Source organism: Porphyrobacter sp. ULC335, assembly GCF_025917005.1.
Classification (GTDB): Bacteria; Pseudomonadota; Alphaproteobacteria; order Sphingomonadales; family Sphingomonadaceae; genus Erythrobacter.
This window is the reverse complement of the sequence record NZ_CP078091.1, coordinates 656,292-673,005: the sequence shown is the minus strand read 5'-3', so window position 1 is coordinate 673,005 and position 16,714 is coordinate 656,292. Positions and strand designations below refer to the sequence as shown.

At 65.8% G+C, this 16,714-nt stretch carries 18 protein-coding genes; 12 read left to right on the top strand and 6 right to left on the bottom strand.

The features are described from left to right. Positions 1-65: 65 nt before the first annotated feature. Complete coding sequence (locus tag KVF90_RS03255; protein ID WP_264393417.1) at positions 66-1,094, top strand: diacylglycerol/lipid kinase family protein; 1,029 nt, start codon at positions 66-68, stop codon at positions 1,092-1,094. After that, positions 1,091-2,005, top strand: a complete 915-nt coding sequence (locus tag KVF90_RS03250) for a hypothetical protein (protein WP_264393416.1) — start codon at positions 1,091-1,093, stop codon at positions 2,003-2,005. The genes KVF90_RS03255 and KVF90_RS03250 overlap by 4 nt, the downstream gene beginning before the upstream one ends. 5 nt (positions 2,006-2,010) lie before the next feature. On the opposite strand, the gene KVF90_RS03245 is transcribed toward KVF90_RS03250, so the two are convergent. Continuing rightward, entirely contained in the window at positions 2,011-2,559 is a 549-nt protein-coding gene (locus KVF90_RS03245; RefSeq protein WP_264393415.1) for a DUF2141 domain-containing protein, read from the bottom strand. Between the two features lie 224 nt (positions 2,560-2,783). On the opposite strand from KVF90_RS03245, the gene rpe reads away from it, so the two are divergent. From rpe to KVF90_RS03215, 6 genes are all read left to right on the top strand, one after another. Further along, positions 2,784-3,446 carry a ribulose-phosphate 3-epimerase gene (gene rpe, locus KVF90_RS03240; RefSeq protein WP_264393414.1) on the top strand — a complete coding sequence of 221 codons (663 nt, stop codon included), beginning with the start codon at positions 2,784-2,786 and terminating at the stop codon, positions 3,444-3,446. Beyond that, positions 3,446-5,317: a heparinase II/III family protein gene (locus KVF90_RS03235; RefSeq protein WP_264393413.1), complete on the top strand. Its 1,872-nt coding sequence runs from the start codon at positions 3,446-3,448 to the stop codon at positions 5,315-5,317. The genes rpe and KVF90_RS03235 overlap by 1 nt, the downstream gene beginning before the upstream one ends. A 9-nt stretch (positions 5,318-5,326) precedes the next feature. Then, a complete protein-coding gene (purH, locus tag KVF90_RS03230) occupies positions 5,327-6,928 on the top strand; it encodes a bifunctional phosphoribosylaminoimidazolecarboxamide formyltransferase/IMP cyclohydrolase (RefSeq protein WP_264393412.1) in 1,602 nt (533 codons plus the stop codon). A gap of 639 nt (positions 6,929-7,567) precedes the next feature. Continuing rightward, positions 7,568-7,765 carry a hypothetical protein gene (locus tag KVF90_RS03225; protein WP_264393411.1) on the top strand — a complete coding sequence of 66 codons (198 nt, stop codon included), beginning with the start codon at positions 7,568-7,570 and terminating at the stop codon, positions 7,763-7,765. A 4-nt stretch (positions 7,766-7,769) separates the two neighbouring features. Then, the gene (msrA, locus tag KVF90_RS03220; RefSeq protein ID WP_264393410.1) at positions 7,770-8,450 is read left to right on the top strand and encodes a peptide-methionine (S)-S-oxide reductase MsrA; all 681 of its coding nucleotides are present in this window, start codon (positions 7,770-7,772) and stop codon (positions 8,448-8,450) included. Positions 8,451-8,533: 83 nt separating this feature from the next. Further along, entirely contained in the window at positions 8,534-8,998 is a 465-nt protein-coding gene (locus KVF90_RS03215; RefSeq protein ID WP_264393408.1) for a Fur family transcriptional regulator, read from the top strand. Between the two features lie 4 nt (positions 8,999-9,002). Here the strand turns inward: KVF90_RS03215 and KVF90_RS03210 are convergent, their stop codons facing one another. Both KVF90_RS03210 and KVF90_RS03205 read right to left on the bottom strand, forming a co-directional pair. Continuing rightward, positions 9,003-9,236 carry a hypothetical protein gene (locus KVF90_RS03210; RefSeq protein ID WP_264393407.1) on the bottom strand — a complete coding sequence of 78 codons (234 nt, stop codon included), beginning with the start codon at positions 9,234-9,236 and terminating at the stop codon, positions 9,003-9,005. Positions 9,237-9,238: 2 nt separating this feature from the next. Further along, a complete protein-coding gene (locus KVF90_RS03205; protein WP_264393406.1) occupies positions 9,239-10,534 on the bottom strand; it encodes a hypothetical protein in 1,296 nt (431 codons plus the stop codon). Positions 10,535-10,689: 155 nt separating this feature from the next. Between KVF90_RS03205 and dxs the strand changes: the two genes are divergently transcribed. Beyond that, positions 10,690-12,618: a 1-deoxy-D-xylulose-5-phosphate synthase gene (dxs, locus tag KVF90_RS03200; RefSeq protein ID WP_264393405.1), complete on the top strand. Its 1,929-nt coding sequence runs from the start codon at positions 10,690-10,692 to the stop codon at positions 12,616-12,618. After that, positions 12,611-13,174, top strand: coding sequence for an STM3941 family protein (locus tag KVF90_RS03195; RefSeq protein ID WP_264393404.1), 564 nt, complete (start codon positions 12,611-12,613; stop codon positions 13,172-13,174). The genes dxs and KVF90_RS03195 overlap by 8 nt, the downstream gene beginning before the upstream one ends. 9 nt (positions 13,175-13,183) lie before the next feature. Here KVF90_RS03195 and KVF90_RS03190 read toward each other — a convergent pair whose 3' ends face one another. After that, positions 13,184-14,197, bottom strand: a complete 1,014-nt coding sequence (locus KVF90_RS03190) for a VacJ family lipoprotein (protein WP_264393403.1) — start codon at positions 14,195-14,197, stop codon at positions 13,184-13,186. A 121-nt stretch (positions 14,198-14,318) separates the two neighbouring features. On the opposite strand from KVF90_RS03190, the gene KVF90_RS03185 reads away from it, so the two are divergent. Together KVF90_RS03185 and KVF90_RS03180 are read left to right on the top strand one after the other, a co-directional pair. Further along, the gene (locus KVF90_RS03185; protein ID WP_264393402.1) at positions 14,319-15,116 is read left to right on the top strand and encodes a crotonase/enoyl-CoA hydratase family protein; all 798 of its coding nucleotides are present in this window, start codon (positions 14,319-14,321) and stop codon (positions 15,114-15,116) included. A 45-nt stretch (positions 15,117-15,161) separates the two neighbouring features. Then, positions 15,162-15,491 carry a hypothetical protein gene (locus KVF90_RS03180; protein ID WP_264393401.1) on the top strand — a complete coding sequence of 110 codons (330 nt, stop codon included), beginning with the start codon at positions 15,162-15,164 and terminating at the stop codon, positions 15,489-15,491. Here the strand turns inward: KVF90_RS03180 and KVF90_RS03175 are convergent, their stop codons facing one another. Both KVF90_RS03175 and KVF90_RS03170 read right to left on the bottom strand, forming a co-directional pair. Next, a complete protein-coding gene (locus KVF90_RS03175; protein WP_264393400.1) occupies positions 15,492-16,166 on the bottom strand; it encodes an NnrU family protein in 675 nt (224 codons plus the stop codon). It abuts the gene before it with no gap. 48 nt (positions 16,167-16,214) lie between these two features. Beyond that, positions 16,215-16,667, bottom strand: a complete 453-nt coding sequence (locus KVF90_RS03170) for a PaaI family thioesterase (protein WP_264393399.1) — start codon at positions 16,665-16,667, stop codon at positions 16,215-16,217. Positions 16,668-16,714 lie beyond the last annotated feature (47 nt).

Below are 16,714 nucleotides of genomic sequence, written 5' to 3'. Positions count from 1 at the left end.
AAGCGTTACAGTTCCGGGTCAAGATTGCGGTAGAAAGTTAGTTTTCCGACACGTATAGGACGAGCATGGCCACCCCGATCTATGAATTTGCGCAAATCCCGCGGGTCGATCCCGCAGGCAAAACGCGTGTCCGCCGGGTGCGCGATGCGGGGCAGGCGCCGACCGTGGGTGTGATCTACAATCCGCGCAGCCACCGCAATCTGGGGGCCGATTTCGACTGCGGCTTGTGCCCGCACGTGCACATCGCCCAGCCCCGCGCCCGCGCGCAACTGCCCGAAGCGCTGGCCGAATTCGCCGCCAAGGGCATCGACCTGCTCGTCATCAACGGCGGGGATGGCACTGTGCGCGACGTGCTGACCTGCGGACAGGCGATCTTCGGCGATGACTGGCCGACCGTCGCCGTGCTCCCCAAGGGCAAGACCAATGCGCTGACCGTCGACCTCGGCGTGCCCGACGACTGGAGCCTGCAGGACGCGATCGACGCGCTTGATCACGGCACCCGCGTGTACCGCCGCCCGATTGCGGTCTCCCCCGCCGACGAACCCGGCAAGCGCGTGGCAGGCTTCATCATGGGCGCAGGAGCCTTCACCAAATCGATCCAGGCGGGGCAGAGCGCGCACAAGCTTGGCGCTTTCAACAGCATGGTCGTGGGCGTCACCGGCATGTGGGCGCTGCTGCAATCGCTGTTCGCAGGACGCAACAATCCATGGCGTCGGGGCGCGCGGATGCGGATCGGCCTCGGCGCGTCGGATGCGCCGATGGCGCATAGCGGGTCGGGCGATCCGGAACGGCGCCAGCTCTTGTTCGCTTCGACGCTCGAACGGCTTCCGGCCGGGATCAAGCCTTTCGGCGCGCTCAAGAGCGGGTTGAAGCTGGTGGCGGTTGACCAGATCTCGCGCCGCACCACAGCGCTGGTGCCGCTCGTGCTGATCGGCAAGATCAGGAACGGGCTGCGCGAGCGCGGCATCCACCAGGTCGCGGCGACCCATTTCAACCTGTCGATCGACGACCAGTTCATCCTTGATGGCGAGGCCTTCCCGCCGGGTGATTACCGCATCGAACAGGGACCGGAGCTCGCCTTCGTCGCACCATGACCGGTGAACCTTCGGCGCTCGGCGAACGGATTGCCGCGCGCCTCACTGTCCCCGTCGATCCTGCCGTTGCCACCTTTGCCCGCGCCCTGGCGGATGCCGCAGGCGCGCGCGCGGTGCTGTTCTACGGATCGAACCTGCGCACCGGATCGCTCGAAGGTGTGCTCGATTTCTACATCCTACTGCCCGGCCAGCGGGAGAGCGCGATCTGGCCCACGGTCAGCTATCACGAGCGCGAGCATGAGGGCACGACCCTGCGCGCCAAGGTGGCGACCATGACGCTCTCCACCTTCGCCAAGGCGGCCAGCGGCGATCTGACCGACACCACCATCTGGGCGCGCTTCGTCCAGCCGAGCGCATTGATCTGGGCGGCGGATGATGCCGCCCGCGGCGAGGTGATTGCCGCCATCGCCTCGGCCGCCACCACCGCCGCGCGGCTTGCCGCCGCCTTGGGCCCGGTCAGCGGCACGGCGGAGGAATATTGGCGCACGCTGTTCCGCGCCACTTACAGCGCGGAGTTCCGCGTCGAGAAAGGCGGGCGGGAGAATGATATCCTCAGCGTCAATGCCGATCACTTCGCGGGCTTGCTGCCGCTGGCGCTGGAGGCGGGGGGCATTCCGCCCGGCCAGCACGGCACGATCCTGACACCGCGCCTGATGCCGGCCGAACGCGCGCGCATCTTGAGCTGGTGGAGCCGCCGTCGCCGTCTCGGCAAGCCGCTCAACCTGCTGCGACTGGTCAAGGCCAGCACCACTTTCGAGGGTGCGGCCCGCTACGCCGCGTGGAAGATCGAGCGGCATACCGGGATGCCGGTCGCCGTCACCCCGTTCCGCGAGCGCTTTCCGCTGCTGGCGGCACCGCAGGTGCTGCTCGACCTGAGGCGTCACCGCCGCCGCCAACGCAGCGGCGGCTAACCGCCTTACATATACTGTATGGCGATCGTCATGCTGGTGACCCCGGCGCCTGCGCTGAAGCGCACCTTCTCAAGCCCCGGCGGACGCGGAACCAGGCCGAGGATCTTCTTGATCTTCGGATTGTTCGACATGCCCGCCCCGTCGGTCGAGAAATCGGTCTTGCGGTTGCCATTGGCGTCGTGCTGCACCGCGATGGCATAATCGCCAGCCGCGGGCAGCGGCACGCACACTGTCGTGCTGCCCTTCTGCGGCCGTGCATCCACGCGAATTGTGTAACGCTTGCTCACCAGCCAATCGCCGCTCCGGGCGTAGTAGGTGCGCACGAACAGATGGCCGTCCGAAGACTTCAGGCCCGTCACCGTGATCCGCACCGCCGGACCCTTGCCCGCGGCGCATTGGCCAAGGTCATTGGTCACGATGCGTCCATAGCTGGCACCCTGCGCTGCCAGCGGCGCGGTGATCGCACCTGCCAGCGCAATACCCGCCACCACACCTGCCACCGCCGGGCGGCGGGCAAGGTCGGACAGGCGGGAGTTAAGCGGTAAACCGGTCATGGGCGTCTCATGGTTAAGCGGAAGAGGGGTGGCGCGCAAGCAGGGCAGCAATGTCGCAGCCATCGGGATATCGCCTGCGCAATGGCGCAGTGCGCCTGAATTGCGGCTTAATTGGCAACGCACCTGCCATTCACGGTGGAAAAGACTGCGGTTACGCCTTGTTTGCTGATTCGCGGCTCCCGTATGGCTGGCAGAGCGTCACAGAGAGGCTTCCTGCCAACGCCATGCCTGCACCCTTGATTTCCCCTTCGATCCTGTCGGCCGATTTCGCTCGGTTGGGGGAAGAGGTGCGCGCAGTCGATGCGGCGGGGGCAGACTGGATCCATATCGACGTGATGGACGGGCATTTCGTGCCGAACATCACCATCGGCTCTGACGTCGTGAAGGCGCTGCGTCCGCACACGACCAAGCCGTTCGACGTCCATCTGATGATCGCACCAGTCGATCCCTACCTTCAGGCCTTCGCCGATGCCGGGGCCGACATCATCACCGTCCACCCCGAGGCCGGACCGCACATCCACCGCACGCTGCAGGCGATCAAGGCGCTGGGCAAGAAGGCGGGCGTGGTGATCAATCCGGGTACGCCGGTTGAGGTGCTCGACAATCTGATGGACCTTGCCGACCTTATCCTGGTGATGAGCGTCAACCCCGGCTTCGGCGGGCAGAGCTTCATCGCTTCGCAGCTGGAGAAGGTCGCGCGCATCCGCTCGATGATCACGCGCTCGGGCCGCGGCATCCATCTCGAGGTTGATGGCGGCGTGAATGCCGAAACCGCGCGCATGTGTGTCGAGGCGGGGGCCGATGTGCTGGTCGCAGGCTCGGCCACCTTCAAGGGCGGGCCGGATGCCTATGCCGCCAATATCGCGGCGCTGAAGGGCGCGAGGTAATGGCGACGCTGCTGCGCACCCCGGCCGGCACCCGCGCCGATGCGCTGGTGGAGCGGGTCGGAGAGGCGCCGCTGCTGACACTGGCTGCCGGGGCCGAACCGGGCGCCGAACCTGCCCCGCCCCCGCCGCCCGAAGAACCGTCGCGCGCGCTGGCCCTGTCCGATGTCATCGCGGTCAAGTCCGGCCCGGGCGAGGCGCTGATCCGCTTCGCCTATCGCATCGGCATTCCTGGTCATGCCATCGCCGCCCCGTTCCGCCGTCCGCAGGCCTTGCGCGTGCTGGCGACGGTCGAAAGCCCCAATCGCGGCGACCGGGCTGCCGGCACCGCGCTGCGCGCCGGACATTTTCTGATCCACGGTGCGCGCCTGCCGATTGCGAGCTTCGATTTCTCGCCCTCGGCCCACCATGCGCCGGGCGTGGAGCGGGTGGTGCACGCCTTCAGCTGGCTCGCCGATCTGGCGGCCAGCGCTCCGCGTGCCGATGGCGCTGCTGTGGCCGAGCGGATCGCCAAGCAGTGGCTCCACGCGCACTCCACCCCCGGCAAGGGCCCGGCGTGGGAAGCGGAGCTGGCAGGCTTGCGGCTGGTCGCATGGCTGGTCCATGCTCCGCTGATGCTGGGAGGCACGGACAAGGCGCTCAAATCCCGTCTCCTGTCGGCGATTGGCGAGACTGCAAGCTGGCTCGACAAGCGCGCCGCGCGCGAAGCTCCCGGGTTCGGGCAGGTCGCCGCTTGGGCAGGCGTGGTGGCGGCCGGATTGCTGCTCCCGCACGGAAAGCCGCGGCGGATCTTTGGCGAGGCGGGCCTCGTCAAGGCGCTGGGCGATATGGTGGGCGAGGATGGCGGCGTGCTGTCGCGCTGCCCCGCCGCGCAGCTCGATGCGATCCGCCTGCTGACCGATCTGATCGCCTGTTACGAAGCGGCAGAGACTGCCCCGCCCGACGCGCTGGCGGTGATGCGCGAACTGCTGGTGCCGCCGCTGCTGGCGCTGCGCCATGGCGATGGATCGCTGGGCAGCTGGCAGGGACAGGGTGCGATTTCCGCCGACCGGGTGAACGCCGTGATCGAAGCGAGCGGCGTGCGCACCCGTCCGCTCGGTGCGGCGGCGGGCTGGGGCTACCAGCGCATCAAGGCGGGCGAGACCCTGCTGCAATTCGACACCGCTCCGCCGCCGCGCGCCAAGCATGCGCGGGTCGGCTGCGCTTCCACGCTTGCCTTCGAGCTGTCCGATGGGCCGCAGCGGATCATCGTCAATTGCGGCGGCGCGGCGCTGGCGGGCGGTCAGGTTCCCGCACGCATCGGGCAGGGGCTGCGGGCGACCGCCGCGTTTTCGACGATGGTGCTCGACAATGCCAATTCCACCGCCGTCCTGCTCCACGGGCAACTCGGCAAGGGGGTCGAGACGGTGGAGTTTGATCGCCGCGCAATCGCCCGGCCCGGCACGCGCGACGCGACCCGGATCGAGGCCGCGCATGATGGCTATGCCGGGCGCTTCGGCCTGACCCACCAGCGCATTCTGACGCTGTCGGGCGACGGCACCGAATTGGCGGGCGAGGACATCCTTGTCCCCTCGTCCAAGAACGGCAAGCGCGGCAAGATCGCCTTCGCCATCCGCTTCCATCTGGGGCGCGGGGTGGAGGTGCAGATGTCGGGTGACAAGCGCGGCGCAAGCCTGCTGCTTCCCGACGGTCGGCTCTGGCAATTCCGGCTGGGCGGCGATAGGGCGGGCGCCGGCGAGATCACCCTGTCTGCCGAGGACAGCCTGTGGGTCGACGGCGACGGCCGGCCCCATGCCACCGAACAGCTGGTGATCGAGGGACTGGCATTGCGCAGCGGGGGGCAATTCTCCTGGCGCTTACGGAAAACAGGATAGATTTCAGCCATGAGCGACAATGTGATCCGGCGGGCGCTGCTGTCAGTGTCCGACAAGAGCGGTTTGGCTGAACTGGGCGCGGCGCTCGCCGCGAAGGGTGTCGAACTGGTCAGCACCGGCGGCACCGCCAAGGCGCTGCGCGACGCGGGGCTGGCGGTGAAGGACGTTTCCGACCTCACCGGTTTTCCCGAGATGATGGACGGGCGGGTCAAGACGCTCCACCCCACGGTGCATGGTGGCCTACTCGCCCTGCGCGACAATCCCGAGCATGTCGCGGCGATGGAAGCCCACGGGATCGGCGCGATCGATCTGGTGGTGGTCAACCTCTACCCCTTCGAAGCGACCGTGGCCAAGGGCGCGAGCCGCGAAGAAGTGATCGAAAACATCGACATAGGCGGGCCTTCGATGGTGCGCTCTGCCGCGAAGAACCACGGTTTCGTCACCATCCTCACCGATCCCGCCGACTATGCCACGCTGGTCGCAGAAATGGACGCCAATGGCGGCGCGACGACGCAGGCCTTCCGCACCCGCATGGCGGGCAAGGCCTATGCCCGTACCGCGGCCTATGATTCTGCGATTGCCAGCTGGTTCGCCTTCTCGCCCGCCGCGAGTGACACGCCGACGCTGTTTCCCGAGACTCTCCCCCTCGCCTTCAAGCGCGCCGACACGCTGCGCTATGGCGAAAACCCGCACCAGTCGGCGGCGATCTATGTGCCGCAAGTGGTCGGCACCAAGGGCGTTCCGCAGGCGGCACAGCTGCAGGGCAAGGAGCTGAGCTACAACAATTTGAACGACGCCGATGCCGCGCTGGAACTGGCGGCGGAGTTTGCCGGGCAGGAACCCGCTGTCGTGATCGTCAAGCACGCCAACCCCTGCGGTGTCGCACAATCAGGCTCGCTGCTGGAAGCGTGGGAAGCTGCCTTAGCTTGCGACTCCGTGTCGGCCTTCGGCGGGATTGTTGCGGTGAATACCGAACTCGACGCCGCGACTGCCGAAGCCATCTCGGCGATCTTCACCGAGGTGGTGATCGCCCCCTCCGTCTCCGCCGAGGCGCGCGAGATCTTCGCCAGAAAGAAGAACCTTCGCTTGCTCGAATGCGGCCAGCTTCCCGATCCGCGCCGGGGCGGCCTGACGATGAAGACCATCGCGGGGGGCGTGTTGATCCAGTCGCGCGATGCCGGAGCGATCCTGCCTGAAGATCTGAAGGTCGTCACCAAGCGTGCACCCACCGATCAGGAGCTGAAGGACTGCCTGTTCGCCTGGACCGTGGCGCGGCACGTGAAGTCCAACGCGATCGTCTATGCCAAGGACGGCGCGACTGCCGGGATCGGCGCGGGCCAGATGAACCGCCGCGATTCGGCGCGCATTGCCGCGATCAAGGCCAAGGAAGCCGCCGAGACCTATGGCTGGCCCGCCCCCCGCACCGTGGGCAGCGCGGTCGCTTCCGACGCCTTCTTCCCCTTCGCCGACGGGTTGATCTCGGCTGCCGAGGCGGGGGCGACGGCGGTGATCCAACCGGGCGGCTCGATCCGCGACGACGAAGTGATCGCCGCCGCTGATAGTGCCGGGCTGGCAATGGTGTTCACCGGAATGCGGCATTTCAGGCACTGACTTGGTTGCGAGGGCGCCTCCGCGCCCTCGTCCTCGGTGCTGTTCCTCCGCTACGCTCCGGGCACCTGCGGGCGGCCGGTCGGCCTTGCGGCCCTTGGGCCGATGATCCTCCCCTCTAGGGGAGGGGGACCATCCGCAGGATGGTGGAGGGGCGAGCGGCGGTGCATTTTGCCATCCTACATTGGCGGGGGTCATGTCAGGCTTGGGCTGAGGCGTCAGAATGTGACCCTAACGGTGGTCTGGAGGGGATCTAACCGGGGTCTAGGTCGCTCTAGGTGGGGTCTGGAAAGCCGCCGCCTTCAGCCTTTGTTACTGTAACTCCTCTGCTTTCATCACTTTTGCAACGGTTCTCACCCAAAATGCCGCGGAGACCGGCTTTTCGCCGCCTGTGCACCCTATCCGCACCCCGCAAATGTAGGAAAGCCCCGGTCGTCTGAGCGCCGATGCCCGCTGACGAACGCTTTGCCGCAACCGCCGCACGGCCCGTCCGGTGTCATGCTGCATTGCAACTTTTTCTCAGCCGATCCGTAACCAGTATAGGGCCACGAACCTAATACGGCCTTGCTGCCAGTTCATCCCGCCGCAATCCGGCGCCGGGCAAAGGACTTGCGGAAACCCACGCGAATCACGAGTCCTCCGATGCGTCTCTTTGCTCCTGACCTGTTCCGCAATTTCGGCATCGGCTTCGTTCTCGGAGCCGTGCTGATCGTCGGCGCGAATGCGGAAAGCTGGAGCGGCGCGGTGGCCTCGCCCGCACAGGCGGCCGAATTGCGCGACCCCGCGCAGACCGTCCCTGCCCCTTCGGACGAGTTCGTGATCGCGCCTGTCAAAGGCTGATCCCATGCACAAATTCGCCTCTTTGCTCGCCGCCGGTTCGCTGGCGCTGAGCGCTTGTGCCGGCCCCGCCATCGCCGCCGAGGAACCGGTGGATGCTCCCGCTGCCACCCGCGTCGCCAAGGAGGCAAAAGGCCTGAAGACCGCTGTCTTCGCAGGCGGGTGCTTCTGGGGGGTCGAAGGCGTGTTCAGCCACGTCAAGGGCGTCAAATCGGCAGTCTCGGGCTTCCACGGCGGCACCAAGGCCAGCGCGAAGTACGATATCGTCACCTCCGGCATCACCGATCACGCCGAGTCCGTGAAGATCACCTATGATCCGGCGGTGGTGCGGTATGACCAGCTGCTGCGCATCTTCTTCTCGGTGGTCGCCGATCCCACACTCAAGAACCGGCAGGGCCCCGATGTTGGCGCGCATTACCGCAGCGCGATCGTGCCCACCAACGCCGAACAGACTGCCGTGGCCAAGGCGTATATCGCCCAGCTCGGCAAGTCGGGCCTCTGGAAGAAACCGATCGCAACGAAGATCGAGCCCTACAAGGCGTTCTACCCGGCCGAGGGCTATCATCAGGACTTCATGGCGAACAACCCGAAGCACGGATACATTGTCCGCTGGGACGCGCCCAAGGTGGCGGCACTGAAGGCGATGTTCCCGACGATGTACCGGGCGAGCTTCCTGAAGGATGCCTGATCGGCCGGATCGCGGAAGCGAACCTAGAGCGCTCTAACATATGCCAGCTTTGCGATTGCCGCAAGGACGCTTATATAACGCCCATGGGACAGCACGCGCACAGCCACCACGAACATTCCGGCCCCGATCTCGTTGCCGAGGCGGCGCGGGCGCTTGTCTCGGCCGGAGAGCAATGGACGTCGATGCGCGAATCGGTGTTTGCCGAACTCGCGCGGCATGATCGCCCGGTGTCCGCCTATGACATTGCCGACAACCTTTCGGCAGCGCGCGGCAAGCGGGTGGCGCCCAATTCGGTGTACCGCATCCTCGATGTGTTCGTGACGAACAACCTCGCGCTGCGCGTGGAAAGCGCCAACGCCTATCTCGCCAACACCCATCCGGGCTGCGCGCATGACTGCATCTTCCTGGTCTGCGACGAATGCGGCGAAACCGTGCACATTGATGACGAGGACGTAAGCCGCGCCGTCCGCGCCATCGCCGCCGCACGCAGCTTCAAGGCGGAGCGCCCGGTGCTGGAGATCCGCGGGCTGTGCAAGGGTTGCGCGTGAGGGCCTAGATCGCCAGCTTGACCACCGCGACGAACAGGCGCTTGCCTTCCTCGTAGTGGTTGACTTTGAGGTCTTCCGAGCGTGCGCCGGTCATCTCCATGAAGCCGACGTGAGTGTATTCCTCCACTCTGTCGCCAGCGCTGTAGCTGGCATAGAGTACCTGCCCGCCAACGGCCTGAACCTGCTCGCGCACCTGGGCTTCGCTTGTCCCGACATAGGTTGCGATGCGTGATTCCATGATCAGCTGTCCTCTTCGAGTAAAAGGAGAATCCGCTCCTGTGCAGATGGGATCAGTTGTCTGAATGCAGCGATGGACACAGCCTGGGCCGGATCACACACGGCGCGCAATTCCGACGGTGTGAGATTTTGATCCTTTAAAGTGGTTGTGCAATTCGCCGCGAGCTTGCCGCGAGCGGCAGCGAACCGATCGACCCGCTCAACCCTGATCGCTTCGAGCGTGACGATATCGGCCTGCAAACCGGCCGCTTCGAAATCGGCTGACCGGGCGAGAAGCTTGAGGCAACTTTGTCCGAGCGAATCGTCCGAACTCTCGCCGCGCGCGAAGCGTTCGATACAATACAGCTTCATGTCATCGGTCTCGATAACTTTGAGCGCGATTCGTTCGACCGCCCCTGCAACCACTGCCATCTCGCTCGGCGAAGGCTTTTCCGTGCCCCCGCCGCCCTGATTGGTCCCCGCCGTGGTGCTGGCGAGCGCGCTCGTGCCCTGCCCGACATTGCCCGACAGCTTGACGATCTCGGCGACACGCGCGTTCGCCGTATCAAGCTCGGCCTTGGCGTCGGTCGCCTTTTTCTTCTTGTCGTCGCACGCCTTTTTCTCGTCTTCGGTGCCCTTGGTGCAATCCGCCGTCAAATCGGCTTCCTTGCCCTTGAAGCCGGCCTCCGCCGCATCACGTCGCTTGGCGGCGGCGGCGTAGAGCGTCACCAGCTCGCTCGACAATTGCGCGTTGGCGGTGACTGCGGGGCCGCTTATAATGGTTGCAGGGGGCTTCACGGCGCCGGTCAGTTGCTCGATCGCCAGCACCGCGACCATCGCGCGCGCATCGCGCCCGGCCTGAACGATGAAGGATTCCTTCGATATCGCCCCGTTGAGATAGCGCTCGCAAGTGCGGAAAAAGCTTTCGCGCAGCAGGTTAATCGTTTGGGTGCGTTCGATCGAGGCCGCGGTTTCCGAGGCCGAAAGGCCAAAGGCGCCTTCGCCCGATTGCGATTTCGCATCCACTCCTAACGAACCCGAACCGCCGGTGGCGATGGCGGCGAAGACATCCGGCGCAGGTTCCGCGCACATCCGCAGCTTGACGAAGCGCGGCTCCTCGCCGGGATTGGGGGAGGGCTCGAACTCGGGCTGGATCAGGACATGGCGCTGCTTGGCGTCAACGGTGATGACCGATGGCCCTGCCGGAATCGGACGGTCGCGAAATGCGGTGTTCCACTTGGCACTGCAACCCGCGAGCGTAACCGCCGCCAATCCCAGCAGGCAGACGCCGCGCAAACGTAATCCCGTTCGTATTGTCATGAAGCGTCCCCCCTCTTCACGTTCAAAATCTCATATCTCTTCGTATTTGCAAGGGAAAACTGGCCGGTGCGGGCAAGCCTGGTCCGGAACTGCTCTCTTGATCTCCCTCAAGCCTTCAATCGACACGCCGGATTTCCGTGTGTAAGGCTGGAGGGATGACTCAATCGCCTCACACGCCCCTGCTTGATCTGGTCAACACGCCCGACGATCTGCGCCGCCTCAAGCCTGAACAGCTCCGCCAACTCGCCGATGAACTGCGCACCGAGATGATCGATGCGGTCAGCACGTCGGGCGGGCATCTGGGGTCGGGCCTTGGCGTGGTCGAACTGACGGTCGCGATCCACTATGTGTTCAACACGCCCGACGACAAGCTGGTCTGGGACGTGGGGCACCAGTGTTACCCGCACAAGATCATCACCGGCCGGCGGGACCGTATCCGCACCCTGCGTCAGGGCGGCGGGCTGAGCGGCTTCACCAAGCGTTCGGAGAGCGAGTACGATCCCTTCGGCGCGGCGCACTCGTCGACCTCGATTTCGGCGGCGCTGGGCTTTGCCATGGCCAACAAGATGCAGGGCAAGTCCGGGCGCGGCATTGCGGTGATCGGCGATGGTTCGATGAGCGCAGGGATGGCCTACGAGGCGATGAACAACGCCGCGCAGGCGGGCAATCGCCTGATCGTGATCCTCAATGATAACGACATGTCGATCGCGCCGCCGGTGGGGGGCCTGTCCGCCTATCTCGCGCGGATGGTGTCATCGAGCGAATATCTCGGCATCCGCAGCCTCGCATCGCGCGTCATCCAGAAGATGAGCCGCCGGATGCACGACACCATCGGCAAGGCGGAAGAATTCACCCGCGGCATGGTGACCGGCGGGACGCTGTTCGAGGAACTGGGCTTCTACTATGTCGGCCCGATCGACGGGCACAATCTCGATCACCTGCTGCCGGTGCTGGAGAATGTGCGCGACACATCCGAAGGCCCGGTGCTGATCCATGTCGTGACCGAGAAGGGCAAGGGCTATGCCCCGGCTGAAAACTCTGCCGACAAGTATCACGGCGTGCCCAAGTTCAACGTCGTCACCGGCGAGAAGGCCAAGAGCGCGCCGAGCGCGCCGGCCTATCAGGACGTGTTCGGGTTGACGCTGGCGAAGCTCGCCGAGACGGACGACCGGATCTGTGCGATCACCGCCGCCATGCCTTCAGGCACCGGGGTGGACAAGTTCGCCAAGGCGCACCCCACCCGCACCTTCGATGTCGGCATTGCCGAACAGCACGCGGTGACTTTCGCGGCGGGCCTGGCTGCCGAGGGGATGCGGCCTTTCGCGGCGATTTACTCCACCTTCCTCCAGCGCGCTTACGATCAGGTGGTGCACGATGTGTGCATCCAGAACCTGCCCGTGCGCTTCGCCATCGACCGCGCAGGGCTAGTCGGCGCGGACGGGGCCACGCACGCCGGGTCGTTCGACATCACCTATCTCGCCACGCTGCCCAACATGGTGGTGATGGCCGCCGCCGACGAGGCGGAGCTGGTCCACATGACCTACACCGCCGCCGAGTATGACGCCGGCCCGATCGCCTTCCGCTACCCGCGCGGCAACGGCACCGGTGTCCCGCTGCCGGAGGTTCCAGTGAAGCTGGAAATCGGCAAGGGCCGGTTGGTGCGTGAAGGCACCAAGGTGGCGATCCTCTCGATCGGCTCGCGCCTGACCGAAGCGCTCAAGGCCGCCGACACGCTGGAGGCCAAGGGGCTTTCCACCACGGTTGCCGACCTGCGCTTTGCCAAGCCGCTCGATGAAGACCTGATCGCCAAGCTGATGCGCACCCACGAGGTTATCGTCACGGTCGAGGAAGGCTCGATCGGCGGTCTTGGCGCGCATGTGCTGACCTTCGCCAGCGATGAAGGCCTGACCGATAACGGGCTGAAGGTCCGTACGCTGCGCCTGCCCGATACCTTCATCGATCACGACGATCCGATGAAGCAGTATGACGAGGCCGGGCTGAACGCGCCGCAGATCGTGGACACGGTGCTGAAGGCGCTGAAGCACAACAGCACCGGGATCACGGGCGAAGAGGCGCGTGCCTGACGCGGTTGCGGAAAGCGCGCCCGAGCCTTTCGCGGCGTGCTTTTCAATTCCCAAACTGATTGCCTGGGTCGCCGTTTCCGGTGGCATGGCCGTTTTGGCCCTGCTGTTCCTGCTGGGCGGCGCAAGCGGCGGGCAGCTTTTTGTACTGGTGCTCGGCGGGCTGGGCGTGCTGTTCTTCGGCGGGATCGCCGCCGTCCACGCCATGCGCCTGTTTGACCGCCGCCCGCAAGTGGTGCTCCACGACAGGAGCATCTACGTCCGCGCACATGGCGAAGCGCTGATTCCGTTGCGCTCGATCAAGAGCGTCCGGACGGATGGCCTCGGCCAGATCAGCCTCATCCTCAACAAGCCTGCGAAGTACCCGATCGAAACCCGCCACCGCCGCTTCCTCTATCGCCTCAACGGCAGCGCGGCGCGGGGCTTCTTCGGCGATGTATGGATCAGGACGAACGTACTAGACTGCTCGCGAGGCGCGCTGCTCGACGCAATGGCGGAACACCGCCCGATGACCGAGTTCGAGAAGCGGTTGGCGGAACGGATCGCCGCCAACAGCTAGGCGCCCGGCCTAGCGCGGCTGGGTGATCAGCAGCGCTTCGGGGTTGGCGGGCGGTTCGACCGGGGTGGTATCTGCCTGATCCGGTACCGGAGCCGTTTCCGCAGGCACCGGAGCCTGAGCCGCTTTCAGCTCTTCCAGCTCCTCCAGCCACTGCCGGTCCCGTTCCGACATCGGCTCGCCCTTGAGCGCGGCGATATCGCGGCGGCGCTGGGCGAGGTAGGTCTCGCGGCGCAGGCGATAGGGATCGTCCGAGGCAGCGATGCTGGCGATCTCCTCGTCGAAGGTCAGCCGCTGGTCGAGGCCGTTGACCACGAAATAGCCGACCGCATAGGCGGGCTTGTTGAACGGCTTGCCCACCACGAAGGGCAGCAGCGACTGATCCAGCGTGTTGCCGATCAGATCGCGCACCGAAGTCGCGCCCGTGACCGGCAGATAGAGATAGGCCCCCGGCCCGACGCCGTAAAAGCCCAGCGTGTTGGCAAAGCCGTTGCGGCGGTAGGGCAGACCGACGCCCGGCTTCTTCGCCACATCGAACAGCCCGCCCACGCCGATGGTGGTGTTGATCGCCATCCGCCCCAGCGTCTCGAATGCCTTGCCGACCTTGCCTTGCAGCAGGAAGTTCAGCGCATTGCTCGGCTCGCCGAGGTTGCGCACGACATTGCCGAGGCCATCGCGGACCGGTTCGGGCAGGCCGTCGCGATAGGCGTAGGCGAGCGGTTCAACCAGCGCCTGGTCGACCGCCTGGGTGACGCGGTAGCTGTCTTCGTTGATGCGCTCCATCGGATCGCTTTTGGGCGGGCCGATCTGGCCTTCGACCACGATCTCGTTGCCTGCTGGAGGCTCCTCGCCCTCGGCAGGCGCGGGCGGCAGCGCGGGGTCTTGCCCTGCGGCGTCCTGCACGGCGGCAAGGCTCCATTCGATCGGGACAATCACGGGCGGCGGCGGCGGCACGGCCGGAACAGCCGCAGCCAGCGCGGCGCTCATCAGCGGGGGAGATGTCGCAAGCATCGCAAAGCCCGGCATGAATTTCCTATCTAAAAACGGGTCGTACGGTTGCACGACCCCGCCTGCGCGATTCTTGCCCTTTACCTGCGCCCCCTATACGCAAGCTGAATTATCGATCCACAAAGGCAAATGAAATTCGATGTCCCTGATCCAGATCACCCGCGAAGGCCCTGTCACCATCCTCACACTCGACCGGGCGGAAAGCATGAACCCGCTCGGCGCGCCGGGCGACGGGGACGAGTTTGTCCGTGTCGCGAATGCGATCAACCGCGATATGGAATGCCGGGTGGTGATCCTGACCGGCGCCGGGCGGGCCTTCAGCGCGGGCGGCGATATCAAGGCGATGCGCGACAAGACCGGCACCTTCGGCGGCACGACCCCCGCGATTTCCGATGGATACCGCGACAATATCCACCAGATGCTGCGTGCGCTGTACGGGTTGCGCGTGCCGGTGATCGCAGCGGTCAACGGCCCGGCGATCGGTCTGGGCTGCGATGTAGCCTGCCTCGCCGATATCCGCATCGCATCGGAAAGCGCCAAGTTCGGCGTGACCTTCCTCAAGCTGGGCATCATCCCCGGCGATGGCGGCACGTGGATCCTGCCCCGCGTGATCGGCATGAGCCGCGCGGCGGAATTGTTCTACACCGGGGATGTGATCGACGCCGCGACGGCGAAGGACTGGGGCCTTGTCAGCCGCGTGGTCGCGCCCGAAGCGCTGATGGACGAAGCGCGCGCGCTGGCGGCCAGGATCGCGCTGCTCCCGCCGCATTCGCTGCGCCACACCAAGAACCTGCTGCGGCAGGGCCAGCAGACGAGTTATGACACCGCGCTGGAACTTGCGGCCAACACGCAAGCTATGATGCACACCACGGCCGACCATGCCGAGGGCGTCGCGGCACTGATCGAGAAGCGGGCGGCGGTGTTCACCGGGGAATAGACCGCCTTCCCCGGAGCGGTTGGGACGGCTTGCCAAAGGGGAGAAATGCCTGTGTCGGTGGAAATGTGGCTCGCCCTCGGCGCCAATCTCACCAGCCTTGTGGTTGCCGCGGGCGGATGGCTGTTCGCGTGGAAGCTCCAGAAGGAGAAGAGGCGGCAGGACCGGCGCGACAAGCTGCTCGACCGCGCCTTGCGGGAAGTGCACGCGCGCATCGTGCTGGAGGAGAAATCGGTCGATTACTTCGTCGATGAACAACCGCTTGGCAGGCAGGCGCTGAAGGTGGAGCTTCGCGATCTGGTCGAGCAGGAGATCGGCTATCGGCCCGCCATGTCGCGCAGCGAGATAAAGCGCCTTATCGAGCAGAACGCGCGGTAATTAGAACCACTTCCACACCCCCGCCGGGATGCCCGCCTGCCACAGGTGGAGCCAGCTTCCCGCCAGCCACAGCACCGTGCCCGCCACCAGCGGCACCGCGCCAACGCTGAACAGCTGGCCCCAGCGCGGCCAGTAGGAGGTCTTGCGCGACCATTCGCGCCAGGCATCGCCCATCAGCGTCGCCTTCTTGCCATCCTGCAATTTCGCGCCGACCAGTGCGAGCACGCCCATCGCGAAGGCGGTAATCATGGTGCGGGTGCTCCAGAACAGCACCATGTGCGACAGTGCCCACAGCCCGAAGCTCCACATCATCGGGTGGCGGGTGACGCGGAACACGCCCTTGGGCTCGGCGCGGGCCTGGGCTTCGGCCATCGGTGTGGGCAGCGCCGGATTGCCGAGGAAGGATCCCGCCAACAGGATCATCGCGGGCAAGGTGATGATTGTCGCCGCGATCCAGCCCGCCTCGCCCGAACCGGGCAGGTCAGCGGGCGGGGCGGCGATGAAGGCGAGGTAGACCCAGCCCAGCGTGGCGAAGCTCACCAGCGTATAGGCGATCTGGAAGCCGTTTGCCCCCAAGGCCCGCACCAGCGGCGCGCGCAAGGGATGCGACATGGCAAAATGCGTGCCGACGAATGCGGCATTCGCCGCGATGAGTGTGATGATGTCCCCGTTCATGGGCGGCAGATTAACCGCTGCGCGGCGCTTCGCCTAGCGGGGAGGCTGTCATGGTACAACGCCGGTGGGGACAATCGTTGCCTGCGCCGCGGCGACATGCACCGGCGGCTCGCCGTCACTTTCAGCCCAGACATCGGCGCGCACCACCACCTGCCGCTTGCCCGCCTTGATGACGGTGCCCTTGGCGCGCAGCCGTTCGCCCTTGGCCGGGCGCAGGAAATCGATGGTGTAGCCCCCCGTCACCACATCGCCGACCACCGATGCTCCCGCCCAAGCGCAGGCATTGTCCGCCATCAGCCCGACAATCGCGCCGTGGGCATAGCCGTGGTGCTGGGTCATCTCGGGCCGCATGACGAGCAGCAACTCGCTCTCCCCCTCCCACACCTTCACCGGCTCGACATCGAGCCACGAGGAGAACCCCGAACGGGCGACCGCGACCTTCTTCATGTAGGCGATGGAGGCTTCAGGCGAGTCAAATCGGGAGGCGGTGGAGGTCGACATGGGGGAGGCTCCTTAAGTCTGAATTATAGACTTTATGGCGCTTGCCT